This window comes from Lysinibacillus sp. CNPSo 3705 (genome assembly GCF_028674935.1).
In the GTDB taxonomy this organism is placed as follows: domain Bacteria; phylum Bacillota; class Bacilli; order Bacillales_A; family Planococcaceae; genus Lysinibacillus.
Genome location: NZ_JAQZSD010000091.1, coordinates 1 through 12,973, shown reverse-complemented (window position 1 = coordinate 12,973; position 12,973 = coordinate 1). Strand labels below are relative to the sequence as shown.

The window sequence follows — 12,973 nt, the reverse complement described above, 5'->3', positions numbered from 1 at the left end:
GTATAAATGGATAGTTCATAAAATCAGAATGATAAAAAACATCTTTTTTATGATTTATATTATCTTTTGGTAATACTGCCATCAAACAGTCCTCTTTTAATGGAAACCAGTCCATATCTGTATTAGAAGGACGAATACAAAAACCAAAATCAATTTTTCCTTCCTCTAGCAATTTTAATATCTCTTGATTTCCTCCTTCTTTTAAGGTTATACGTATATTTGGATAATCATGTTGAAAATCTTTAATTATTAATGGTAGCCAGTTAACAGACATACTAGTTAAAGTGCCTATGCAGATATATCCAACCTCCATTCCGCTAATCGATGAACTCACCTGGGAAAGTTGCTCCTCCCATTTTACGAGTTCCCGAAGAATTGGAATAATTCTCTTTCCAGCTTCAGTAGGAATAACACCTGTACGGTGGCGAAACAGTATGTTAAATCCCATTTCTTTTTCTAGATTTCTTATCATGTGACTAACTCCTGATTGTGTGTAACCTAATTCTTCACCAGCTTTAGTTAAGCTTCCACAATCAATCGCTCGAAGTAATACTTTGTATTTCTTTGTATCTATCTGAATCCTCTCCCTACATGAGAAATCGTCATGTCTCTTATGAAATAATGTCGTTTTTCAAATACCTTTCTATTTTGTATTATAAAATTAATATTTACTGTTAATTTTAAGTAACATTAATTGATAAAACAATATGGAGGATGGAGATATGAGTCAAAATCAACAACTAGTATACAATATATTAGATGAAAAGGGGATTTCTTATAAAATTTCAAATCATGCTGCGGTACACACAATCAATGACATGAATAATTTACAAATTGAAGGAATAAGTCAAATTGTAAAAAATCTATTTCTCCGTGATGATAAAAAGAAGCGTTATTTTTTAGTAACAGTAGAAAAAGACAGGAGAATAAATTTGAAAGATTTACAAAATCAATTACAAAGCCGTCCCCTTAGTTTCGCATCAGAAAATGACTTACAGAAATATCTAGGACTAAAAAAAGGATCGGTCACCCCTTTTGGGATTTTTCATGATACATCTAATATTGTAGAAGTAATATTTGATAAAAAACTTGCAAAATTCCAGACTATTGGGATTCATCCAAATGAAAACACAGCTACTGTTTGGATTCAATTAAAAGACTTAGTGTCAGTAATCCAAGATTATAGTAATAAAATCTCATACATTGAGCTTGGTGACTAGATATGATTTTAACAGGAGTTATTGTAAATTCTTTAAGTGTGTTATTTGGAAGTCTTATAGGGAGCCTATTTAAAAAAGGGATTTCAAAAAAAATGAGTAACACCTTAATGTCTGGTTTAGGGTATTGTGTTTTGTATATTGGAATTAGTGGTTTAAAGACTGGTAGTGATATTTTAGTAATTATTTTATCCATAAGTATTGGAGCAATAATAGGTGAATTTTTAGATATTGACAAAAGATTTAATCAAATAGCAATTATAATTGAAGAAAAAATCAATAATAAAAATCATAAAATAGCCCAAGGATTTATGAATAGCACAATCTTTGTTTGTGTTGGAGCAATGTCTATAGTTGGATCTATGGAAAGTGGAATGCAGGGGAACTTTGATACCTTTTACGCAAAATCTTTAATTGATGGAGTGGTCGTTTTTGTAATGGCAACCACTTTAGGAATAGGCTGCTGTTTTTCTGCAGTTATTGCTTTTATCTATCAATCAGTTCTCACATTATCGGCAAATGTTATTTCACAATTTTTAGAAGTCACCATAATTAACGATATTTCCTGCATCGGTTCAATTCTAATAATAGGTATTTCATTAAATATGCTTCAAATAACAAATGTGAAAATAGCGAATTTTATCATAGCACCTTTTTTGCCCATTTTAATTTATAATACTATTGATTTCTTTTAGGTAGAGAATCCACAACTTTATAGAAAATTTTATTCAAAATCATTAGTAATCTTAATCCTTTTTATATCGGCCTTCGTTTCATTCCGAATCTATTTGTAGCAAAGATAAGTTTATTTTTTATATTTTGGTGGGTTTATATTCCCTGTTTTTATGAGCTCCTTGCAGAGTTTAACAACAACAGCTCGTGGTACGGCTTCCGGCTTGGCCAACGCTACTATGTATGGTGGTACAACACTTGGTGGAGTCATTAACATAAATTTATGATTTACGTCATAATGCGTTATTTGATTAAACGCTTACTTTTTAAGTATAATCTTGCCTAAAATAAAATTAAGTATATGTGAGAACAAATACTGAACAAGTTTACTCTTTCCTCCTGGATATCGAAGTGGTGACAACTGTGCTGTAAAGTGATAATAAAGTTATTTAATTCTGATCTAAAAATATAAGAGCCTCGCTACAAATCATATTGTAGTAAGGCTCTTTAGATAAAAGTTCGACTATTTTCTTAGTACTTTCTTGTTGAACTTATATCCTTATGACAAGTATAATTCACTCTCTTTTTTTGTTTGCATTCTTAAATGATGAAGTAACTCCCTTGATGCAAACTCAACAAACCCACTGATAAAATCTAACTTATCTTCTGCAAAAAAAGGGGTACATCCTTGAGGATTTCCCACATATCCTACTCGGCTATTTTGTAAAAAGCACCTCTTGCTTAGATGCAAACACTAAATATTATTTCTTTTCTGAATTCTTTTTGAAAATTAATAATATAATTCCAGATGCTACTAGACTTATGATTAGTGATGTTGTGTCTAGTTTGAAAATATTTTTTAGACCATTAATAAAATAAGACCATAAAATATATATGGTAATAGCACTTAAAATAAATATCCTGAACCATCTGGGGATGGCTAGCCAAGCTTTTAGAAATTGTGTTGATAATTTTCCCATTTTATCCTCCTGTTAACCATAACTGAGCCTTTGTTTGTGTCTACTCCCTGTTTTCTTCTCAACCTCTTTGAAGGCTGCATAGACATCATAATATGCAAGGGGGGCTCCCCGGCATTCTTCCCCCAAATCTTCACAAAACACAAAGTTATTGTCTGAATTATATTCATCAAGCACTCCGTACAAGTAATTGTCATATAAATCCATGAGTCCTTGAGAGATGTCTATTCTTCTCTCCGGTTTTCAACTTCCCTCCGTTTGGTAGTTTGTTGCACACGTATCTAGGCTGAGCTCTGTAAGTATTATGGGGGCCAGAAAAAATGCGGGTTTACAACGCTAAGGTATTAAACTACGCTTCGGGAACTAAATCAACCTCATTCAAATTAAATACTTGTAGCATATTTTTCAATCTGTTTTTCTTTTTGACCTGATAATCCTGTTTTAGAAAACTTATCGAATTGTTCTTTATCCAAAACTTTTGTTAGTTGATTCATAAGCATGTCGGTGATCATATCCTTTATATCGCTAGAACTCTGTTCATTTTCTTGAGATTTTGGTATCTTTGTTTCTTTAATCATGACTTTTTCGCCATTTGCTTTTGTTACATAATGACGTATATAACCGCTCTCTTTTCTGATTTCATATGTTGCTTTGGACTTTTTATCTTTATCTAAAAACAAATCATCTGATAAACGATTAGAGCTATCTTTTTTTTGGGTGCTAAGGTAATTAGAACTTCCCAATTGAATATTCATTATGCCCTCCTGAATTTGTAATATATTCACTTTTAATATCGGACATAGTTTACTTTCTTGAACAATAACGATTGGTTTTAATAAATCTAATTAGTGTCCAGTCATTAAAATGCAGAGGCACAACAACAAGTATTTGATAATAAATCAATGAATGGACTTAGTATTGTATGAAGCTCAATTATATTTCTTAAAAAAACGAATTTTATTTCTTTTTCACCCATACTATCCATGTTTAAAATGTTTAAATAAGAAAGGAAGTGCAAGTGGGAATACTTAGTGGAAACCCTATTAAGATCCACTGAATGAAGTTCCACACTTGGCTTATCAAAAATGAATAAAACGTCTGATAAAGCACTGGTAAGATGCTTGGTCATTTTTATTCTTTGTGATTCACCTCCGGATAAAGTGAATGTTTTTCACCCAATATTCAAATACCCTAATCCGACAGAAACCATGCTTTCTAGTCGATTTGTTAGATTGACAAGACGATTTCAACTTTAGGGTTTCGAATTCCTTTCAAAAACCCGTTAATTCTCAATAGGCATTTGAACACAATCTGCGATTGATTTTCCTTTTATCTTTGAAGAACGTACTATTCTATTTACTCTTGTACACTTACAGTCTGGACACACAACCGTGTGAATTATTTTTTCCAAATCTGTTTGGTATTGTTTTGATCCTTTTTCTAAAATTGTTTTTTTATCCGATTTCATCTACATATGTTCTAGTCTTAGGAAACTGTCTAGAAGCATTTTCAGGCTTACTTCCTTCATCATTTAACAATCTATTTAATTCATCATTGGAATAATCTTTGGTTTTCTGATCATCTTGCTCATTTTCAAAAAGATTTTTTAGTTACGTCATACAGAAATTTATGACTATTGTCCATTAACTGGGATACGCCAACCCTTCTTGTGTAATATTCGTTAACAAACCACGCCCATCTAATTTGTTTATTTCTTGAATTATATAATTTTTTCTTTTTAATTCTTTTATTGCTTTTGCAAACTTCGAGGAACTTATACCTAAATATATTAAGGTTAAGTAATGCAATGCTTTTCTCTTGTTCTTTATTCCTCTTTCCAAATAATTTCTCCTTTATCAACTTGGGAAGGAATCTTTTTTTATTCTTCTGGACTAAATTTGTTTTCTTACGATGTTATTTTTTATTCTTAAGAGTCTTTCCCTTTACCTCACCGATTTTAACTTCTCCGTTTCCTGACTGCGAAATAGACGCATCTTTCGCCACATGGTTGATATCCAGACTACCATCACCCACTTGTATTTCTACAGAGCCACCTACTTGATCAACTGCAATATGTCCATTGATATTATTAATAACTACATTTGAACCGATATCACGAGCGATGATGTCACCGTCTCGATTATCAATTTCAAGTGAGCCGATTAGGTTCGATACTTTAATATCGCCATTGATGTTGTCTATCTTGGCGCTAGACGATAACTCTGAAGCTTGGATATTGCCGTCACGGTGTGACTTAATATCCAGCATAAGTTGCTTCGGAACTTTGATTTCCAGATCGACTGACCCTGATCCCATAGCAAGGAATTGCCCTCTAAACCGTGCATCTAAATAAGCCATATCTTTTTGTGCTTCCAACTTTAGCTCCAATTTATCCATGCTGACCCCTTTGCCCTTGGCCAAAGCAACAACTTCGATCTTATCTGAATCGGAGCTCCCGGAAATCTGAATTTCACCATTCCGATGGTCAATGACAAGCTTTGTCAGACCGACTGACGATAATTCCAGGTTCTTCGCCGTTGATTCTTCTTTCGCTCCGCAGGCAGCAATCAGCATCAATGACACTACAAGCATAGCGCCCTTTATTTTCTTCATTATGTTCATATTTATCCTCCTTTTTTGCAGAGACAGGTTGTTCTAAAATTCCGATTTTGTTGCTTAATCTTGAAGCTGTCACTCAGACCACATCACGTTTTACAAATATAGGGTATGATATCAAATACATGACCGCCAGATGAATCCCGATAAATACGAGGGAAAAGCTCAATGTTACCCCATCAATAGAAGGATTTCCGTATATGTACGGAGTAAGGTCAGTATGAGAGAAAACGAAGTATTTCGTCCAACTCCAACCGTCCATTGCAATCGAAATAATAAATCCAGTCAACGAGACGAGCAGGGAAATAACAATGGAGAAGGTTGTACTTCTAAAGGCGGCAGAGATCATAAATGCCAATGTAACCGTGATGAGCAAGAATGGAATATTAAGCATATATCCCGCAAGTAAAGCTTGCAGCATTGGAACTTCTTCTACAGCTTGGTTCTTTACATAGAAATAGCTGTCTGCTAATCCATCGAAACCAAATATGAAACCACCAAGGAAAATCGATGTTAGTATTCCAGCTACTGATAACATAAGCCCGAACAAGATGGCGGCGGCATATTTGGAGATGTAGACTTTAGTGCGACTGGCCGAACGGGTCAATAGAAGCTTAATCGTACCAGATACGAATTCAGCGGCAACAATCTCGCCTGCGATAATAATGGAGATGAGGGAAACCGCAAAAATGATATTCCGCACTTGGCTCACTGCAAAGCTCCATCCATTGGTGCTAGGTGGAATGCCTTTGTTTAAATAGTACTGATTCAGCACTATGTGTTTTTCGGCCTGTTTGATTTCAATGTTCAAAGCATCTGGCTTGGTGGCTTCCTTGCGGAATTGCGCATTCTCTTGTTCTAACCGCGCTCTCCAATCGTTGTTGGTAGCGCCACTTCCAGCCGTTTTCAAATTCACGATTTGAAGCGCTACGTACAATAAGGCGATTGCAATCATGACCCACGTTCGCTTTCGTTTATAAATCTTCATATTTTCATTACGAATGAATGAAATCAATGGTCTTCCCCTCCTGTTATCTCTATAAACTTGTCTTCCAAAGTTTTTTTGACCGTGTGAACACCAAATACGTTAATTCCTGCTTCCATTAACTTACGGCTAATCTCCGGAATATGCGCCTTTGCGATGCTGACTTGTATATGTCGTTGATCTGTCGTAATTTCATCACCGGACATTAGCGTTTGAAGGATTTGTACAGCTAGATCTGGTCGGTCGACTTCAAATCGAACTTGTGTTTGTTCATCTTCTGAGATATCTGATATCTTGTGAATATTAATCAATTTTCCTTTTTGCATAATAGCTACCCGGTCACACATCATCTCCATTTCGGACATGAGGTGGCTAGAGATTAGGACTCCCACACCTTCTTTTTGAGCCAGATGCTTCAAGTGACCTCTCAGTTCACGGATACCAGCAGGATCAAGTCCGTTGGTAGGTTCATCGAGTATAAGCAGGGAAGGCTTATGAACGAGAGCTACGGCAAGGCCTAGGCGCTGACGCATGCCTAGGGAGTAGGTCGCCACTTTATCACCGATACTATGCTCCAAACCAACTAGTGCAACGACTTCCTGAATTCTTACTTTTGTCACACCAGGAGTCATGCGTGAAAAATGAATTAAATTGTCATAACCGGATAAATATTTGTACAAATCCGGATTCTCCACGATTACGCCTACATGTTTCATAGTTTGTTCAAAGTTGGTATGAGCATCTGTTCCGTTAATAAGTACTTGGCCTCCTGATTTGGACATTAGACCGACAATTATCCGAATCGTTGATGTTTTTCCTGCTCCGTTCGGACCGAGGAGTCCCAGGATTTCTCCCTTTTCCATGTTTAACGTTACCTGATTGACAATGACCTTGTTTCCTATTTTTTTCGTGAGATCACGAATTTGTAGCAGCGACAATTCCTACCACTCCTTTTATTAGTAATTGGAATGAGATATACTTTTCTGTATTCTAGGGATGTATCTCATCCAACTTCAAACTAGCAGAAAGATTGTCATAAAGCCGAGTGACAAGAAGTCATAACCTTGATATGACAAAGAAATTGGGCGTGTTCATACTGTTTTTCCCTTTCCAATAAGATTAAAGGAGTTGTACATATGCGTTTTCTAATTAAAAATAAAAATCGGTGGTCATGGCAGGACTGGACTATGCTTGCTATTCGTTGTCTATGGGTAGTCGCCGTTATCATTTTTATGTATCAGGATCAGCCAACATTTTCTTTTTGGCTGGTGTTTGTTCCTCTTTTACTGTGTAATCTTATCCCCTTTTTATTTGTGAAAGGTCACTACTATCAATACCTAATATCCGAGTGTTTGTTTGCTGGTGGAGTATCATTATTCCTTGCTTATGACTTTGGGCTAATACGCCTGTTTCCACCGGCACTTTTTACGATTGCGTTCTATAGCCGAAGACTATCTCATTGGTTCTCGATTCCTATCGCCGTCACATTGTTTGTTCTAAGTGCAGGGGATTCTTTCAGTTCATCGTTGTCACATCCCGTCATATGGCAAGGCATAATAGATGCGCTTATCTTCTACGGGGTAAGTTACGCGTTGCAAAAAGGAGCCTTAGCGATTAATGCTATAAAGCAGAAGCTTTCGTTGATAAAAGAGCAATACACGATTTTGGAACAGTATTCATCACAGATTGAAAGAATGACTCTGTTGGAGGAACGTTACCGTATGGCACGTGAGCTGCATGACACGATTGGTCATACCTTTACTTCTATGATTCTGGGGATGGAGACACTTAAGTCTCATATTCATTCGAAAGAGGGGGAAGCCAAGCTGCAGGGAATGCTCAAGTTGGCTAGAAAGGGACTGGATGATATTCGCCGTCAGGTGCATCAGATGGATCCAATCGAGGAGGCGCTACCGTTGGATCGAGCGCTGCTTCAAATTATGGATGAATTCAAGACGAATACCGGGATTCGTATTGTATTTCGTACAATGGGTGAGCCTTACCCTGTTATGAAGCAGGTCAGGCTTACCTTGTATCGCTGTCTGCAGGAGGCTCTAACTAACGCCAGTCGTCATGGGCAAGCCAGTACAATTCAAGTTCTATTGCAATATGATCACACACAGATGATGTTACAGGTTCAGGATAACGGCAGAGGTGAAGATAACCTCCAATATGGATTCGGTTTGACAGGTATGAAGGAGCGTTTAGCTCCATTACAAGGCAAACTCTTTATTCATTCGCAGCTGGATGCTGGCACAGTGGTAACCTGCACGATTCCGAATCCATCTCATGAAGATGGCCAGAAAATCAAAATTTTGTTGGCGGATGATCAACCTTTGGTCAGTGAGAGTCTTAGATTGCTGTTAGGAGAAGAACAGGATTTCGAAGTGGGGGTTGTTGGAGACGGTAAGCGAGCTATCGAAGAATGTGAGAAGGATCGTCCCGACATTGTATTAATGGACATCAACATGCCTGAGATGGATGGCATCGAAGCCACAAAGTTTATTAAAGAGACATGGCCAAACATTCGGATTATTATGATTACGACAATAGAGGATGTTTCCTTGGCGGCTGAAGCTCTTCGTATCGGAGCAGAGGGCTACATGTTGAAATCGATACATCCTAAGGAATTGGCCGCAACCATTAGACTCATATATAGTGGGGGGACAATGATCTCTCAAGATATAGCTCATCAATTGTTTCAATACAAGACAGGAGATAAGGTACAAACTCGGTATGAGCTGACCGAGCGAGAAATCGAAGTTCTCTGGTGTTTGACTGAAGGGCTTCGCAATAAGGAAATTGCACAGAAACTACATTTGTCGGAAGGTACGATACGAAATTATATCTCCTCTATTTACCTAAAATTGCAAGTGGATAGCCGTGAAGAAGCAGTGGAAAAGGCAAAAATTGAGAGCCTAACTTAACAAAGTAAGAGGAAATTAAGTCGGAATTTCGGACAAAATAGTTAAGTTAAGATATTTATGGCAAATATTCACATCTTTTTGTAGTACCACTTCATAAATGTTCTAAAATATAATTTTAATCAAAGGTTAAGCTGAATTAATTATTTTAATTAGTTCAGCTTAAAAATACCCAATTATGATGTTACACATTATATAAAAAATACTTGAATCTCAAATTTGACTTTTAATAAAATACGCAACCCAATTTTCTTCAAGTAAAGCCTTCGTTAGCTTAACAAGTAATACTCAATATCTTTCGACTATTTTGTTCTCTGTTCCATTTAGAATTCTTTTTAGATTTTGTCGATGAAGAATGATTATTGATACGCTTATTAGTAAAGAAAGTGCTATGGTAACTTTATCTTCAATATTAGACTGTAAATGAATAATGCAATACTAGCCAACATTGAACTTAGTGACACATACTTAGTAAATAACAAAGTTAACACAAACACTACAAAACCTACAAAAACACCAAAGGCGTCAAAAATAAAAAAACTCCAGTTGCTGTCGCAACAGCTTTTTCACCGAGAGTGCTGATTAGTCAAAATATTTTTTTCAACATACATTCACCTTGATAAAGTGTCGTTTAATCGTCCTTTATTGCAATTCTCTACAAAATATAAGAAAAAACAAAAAAATTCATTATTTAGTGAAACCTTTTCATCTAAAATGTTACTTAACAATAATAGGAGGTATTTAAATGGAACAATTAGAACTGAAGCCAGTATTTCATATTCGATTGTCGTTTGTGCCATTTCAGCTAATGATTATTTACAGTTTCAATTTCTGTTTCTAATAACCGATACTGACGTAAGAGCGTGGCGATTTCGTGTTGGGCCATCTGTGTTCCTTCTGTCAGTCCGATAGAGTTTTTCGCGGCTTCGATAAGAAGCTTGGCTTTCGGTAACTGTGGGGATCTCATTCCCTTTACCTGTCGGTAAAGAAAGACCAGCTCTTCAGCTGTTTTCTCTTTAATATCTTTTGGTAATGGCGTCATTTCTAGTGTTGCAAGTGCCATCTTCCCGAAATTAGGAAAGACTTGAGTAAACTCTGGAAAGTAGCGTTCAAGCCAACGAATGATTCGATTTTTAATACTAGCCAAATCCTCCGTCAATTTTGAACGAAGAGTAGAACCAATACGAAGTTCAGCCTCAATGTCTTTCAGTATACGTGGATAGCTGAAACGTCCGTCCTTTAATAAGCGAGCGATGACTAGTGCATCTTTTTTATCGTGCTTTGTCGGTAAGTTATCATCTAGTTCTTTCGAACGTCTTACGTGCATTGGATTCACCATGACAAGTGGGATTCCGTATTGATCTAAGAAATAGGCTAAGTTCATCCAGTAGTGACCTGTAGGCTCAATCCCTATTATTACTTCAGTTTTATTGGCTTCCTTCATCGTTTGAAGAATCTTTTCATACAAGTTTTCGAAGCCTTCTTTCGATTGATGTACGGCAAAAGCTTTTTCTATTACTCGCCCGCGTTCATCGACAAAGCATGCGTAATGAATATGCTTGGCAATATCCATACCAACAACGAGAATTTTATTCCCATTTTATTTCTCCTCCCTAATTTCATAAATCAAGTATAAAAAAGAGTTGCATATGCAACTCAATTGATCTTCAAGAAAAGCACCCCGTTAGCCATCCATGGACTATTTCAAGGGAATATCCACTTTTTGAGTTCCCTCTAAATAGAGTACATCTGTTATAAAATACAGGCGAACTGGATTGGCAACTCCACTTAGATTCAATATTTCAATTTGCTCAGTCAGATAGTCATTATTACTATTTATTTCTTCACTTTGTGCGTCTATATAATAATCATTTGCATCTTTTGCAATACCATTAAATCCTTGTATATAACTTGAGGTTGGTATATTTAAAGTTACCATTGGTTTCTCTACTTTAACTTGTAACCCTGGAATAGATGGCGGCTTGGATATCACTTTGTTTTGATTAAAATCTACATCTATATAATCCTGCTCTTTTCGTAATATCACTACTTTGCCAATAGATAACGTTAACTTCTTAGGCTCTCTAAAGTAATTACTTTGCATATAGTACGTTATTCCTTCCTCCTCTGATCCTGTAGCAACTGTACCTCTATCGATTGCAGACCATTCTTCCCCTTTTTCATCCAAAATACGTATTTCATCGATATCAAAAATTCTTTCCTCATTATTGGGGTCAAGTGCGATTGTAACACCAGTACGAATTGGTGAAATAGAGACTGACTTCACCGTAATATTCTGTCCTTCGAAGCTCATTTTCTCATTCAATTCATAGATCTTTGCTTTCGCAATTTCCTTTTTAAGTGCAAATGGAAACGTAAATTCAGTTTGTTTCTCATCAGCAAATTGTATATATAATTCAAATTGGGCATTTTCATAATTTATTGGGTCTAAGAATGTAACAATCAAATTGTCTTCAATTTGAAAAACTTTTTCCTTACGATATAGGTTAAAATCTACTTGAGCATTTACTTTTTCACCGTTTAATCGAAGCTCTATTTTCTCAGTAACTAAATCACTAAGATCCATTGGTGCAGAAAATTTATAGGGTAAAATCATCCCTGTTTCATCGGCAATTACCCCCTGAAGTGTAAACGATAAGTCATTTTTGGTTTGGGTTTGCCCTAATTCCTCATAATAGTGATTATCAAGAATATCAGCAACACCTTTATCATACGTAATCATCTGAACAAGTGGTGAAAGCCCTGGAATATTACTAACGACACTAGCAAAAGCTGGGGATAAACGGATAAATCCCACAAAAATCATTAGAAGTGCACAGGTTAGAGCCATGCCTTTCCATATTTGCAGACGTTTACGGTTTTCTTTTCGATAGCGACGGACACTTTCCATACGTGCCGTAGCTAGTCGATCATTTGGAACATGAATTTGTGCTAATTCCCGGATAAATGTATCATAGTCATACTTTTCTTCCTTCTTCATCTACAATTCCCCTTTCTCTAGAAAATAAAGTTTTAGCTTTTTCAATGCCGAATGCAATCTAGATTTCACAGTACCTTCAGGTATATTTTGAATGGCAGCAATATCTTGATTTCTATAGTCATGAAAATATTTTAGAAAAATAAGCTCTTGTTGCTCCTTCGGTAGTTTTGTAATGATATCCGTCATTTCAAAGCGGTCGTGGGTATGTACATTTTCTCCAATTTCAAAATCTTCCTGCAAATGAAGTCGCATACTTTTCTTACGCATATCATGACAAACATTTAGTAAAATTCGCACAAGCCACGTTCCAAAATAAGCCGATTCTTTTAAAGTATGTTTCTTTTTTAAGCTTCGATAAGTAGCTTCTTGTACAGCTTCAATAGCATCATGCTCATTTTTTAAATAGGCAAACGCCATTCGATACATAGTCTGTTCATATTGTTTAAGTAAATATAAAAAAGCTTGTTCATCCATCTTTCTCACTCCTTTCTACTCATTAGACTGTTGAAATGACTAAATCGTTCATTTTAATTTTAGGTTTCTTCATAAAAAAAGAATGTAGCTTTAATATTAAAAATTAC

The 12,973-nt window shown here is 35.9% G+C and carries 12 protein-coding genes and 1 pseudogene; 3 read left to right on the top strand and 10 right to left on the bottom strand.

Going from position 1 to position 12,973, the window contains the following annotated elements; all coding sequences use genetic code 11:
* Positions 1-538, bottom strand: a 538-nt coding sequence (locus tag PVA17_RS22825) for a LysR family transcriptional regulator (RefSeq protein WP_274069079.1), incomplete at its 3' end; no start/stop codon positions are given.
* Between the two features lie 184 nt (positions 539-722).
* Between PVA17_RS22825 and PVA17_RS22820 the strand changes: the two genes are divergently transcribed.
* Both PVA17_RS22820 and PVA17_RS22815 read left to right on the top strand, forming a co-directional pair.
* The gene (locus PVA17_RS22820) at positions 723-1,220 is read left to right on the top strand and encodes a prolyl-tRNA synthetase associated domain-containing protein (RefSeq protein ID WP_274069078.1); all 498 of its coding nucleotides are present in this window, start codon (positions 723-725) and stop codon (positions 1,218-1,220) included.
* Positions 1,221-1,222: 2 nt separating this feature from the next.
* The gene (locus tag PVA17_RS22815) at positions 1,223-1,912 is read left to right on the top strand and encodes a DUF554 domain-containing protein (protein WP_274069077.1); all 690 of its coding nucleotides are present in this window, start codon (positions 1,223-1,225) and stop codon (positions 1,910-1,912) included.
* 738 nt (positions 1,913-2,650) lie between these two features.
* On the opposite strand, the gene PVA17_RS22810 is transcribed toward PVA17_RS22815, so the two are convergent.
* The 6 genes from PVA17_RS22810 to PVA17_RS22785 all read right to left on the bottom strand — a co-directional run bounded on the left by PVA17_RS22810 (position 2,651) and on the right by PVA17_RS22785 (position 7,405).
* Positions 2,651-2,869 (bottom strand): hypothetical protein, encoded by a 219-nt coding sequence (locus PVA17_RS22810; protein ID WP_274069076.1) that lies wholly within the window; start codon positions 2,867-2,869, stop codon positions 2,651-2,653.
* A gap of 380 nt (positions 2,870-3,249) precedes the next feature.
* Entirely contained in the window at positions 3,250-3,621 is a 372-nt protein-coding gene (locus PVA17_RS22805) for a hypothetical protein (protein ID WP_274069075.1), read from the bottom strand.
* A gap of 888 nt (positions 3,622-4,509) precedes the next feature.
* Positions 4,510-4,707: a hypothetical protein gene (locus PVA17_RS22800; RefSeq protein ID WP_274069074.1), complete on the bottom strand. Its 198-nt coding sequence runs from the start codon at positions 4,705-4,707 to the stop codon at positions 4,510-4,512.
* A 73-nt stretch (positions 4,708-4,780) separates the two neighbouring features.
* A complete protein-coding gene (locus tag PVA17_RS22795; protein ID WP_274069073.1) occupies positions 4,781-5,488 on the bottom strand; it encodes a DUF4097 family beta strand repeat-containing protein in 708 nt (235 codons plus the stop codon).
* 73 nt (positions 5,489-5,561) lie between these two features.
* On the bottom strand, positions 5,562-6,497 hold the full coding sequence (locus PVA17_RS22790; RefSeq protein WP_274069072.1) for an ABC transporter permease: 936 nt from the start codon (positions 6,495-6,497) through the stop codon (positions 5,562-5,564).
* Complete coding sequence (locus PVA17_RS22785) at positions 6,494-7,405, bottom strand: ABC transporter ATP-binding protein (RefSeq protein WP_274069071.1); 912 nt, start codon at positions 7,403-7,405, stop codon at positions 6,494-6,496. The genes PVA17_RS22790 and PVA17_RS22785 overlap by 4 nt, the downstream gene beginning before the upstream one ends.
* 198 nt (positions 7,406-7,603) lie before the next feature.
* Here PVA17_RS22785 and PVA17_RS22780 point away from each other — a divergent pair, with 198 nt between their 5' ends.
* Entirely contained in the window at positions 7,604-9,394 is a 1,791-nt protein-coding gene (locus PVA17_RS22780; protein ID WP_274069070.1) for a helix-turn-helix transcriptional regulator, read from the top strand.
* Between the two features lie 710 nt (positions 9,395-10,104).
* On the opposite strand, the pseudogene PVA17_RS22775 reads toward PVA17_RS22780, so the two are convergent.
* From PVA17_RS22775 to PVA17_RS22765, 3 genes and pseudogenes are all read right to left on the bottom strand, one after another.
* Positions 10,105-10,964 (bottom strand): annotated as a pseudogene (locus PVA17_RS22775) (IS110 family transposase); the annotation flags it as partial.
* Positions 10,965-11,090: 126 nt separating this feature from the next.
* Positions 11,091-12,392 (bottom strand): DUF4179 domain-containing protein, encoded by a 1,302-nt coding sequence (locus PVA17_RS22770; RefSeq protein WP_274069069.1) that lies wholly within the window; start codon positions 12,390-12,392, stop codon positions 11,091-11,093.
* Positions 12,393-12,866, bottom strand: a complete 474-nt coding sequence (locus PVA17_RS22765; protein ID WP_274069068.1) for a sigma-70 family RNA polymerase sigma factor — start codon at positions 12,864-12,866, stop codon at positions 12,393-12,395.
* Between the last annotated feature and the right edge of the window lie 107 nt (positions 12,867-12,973).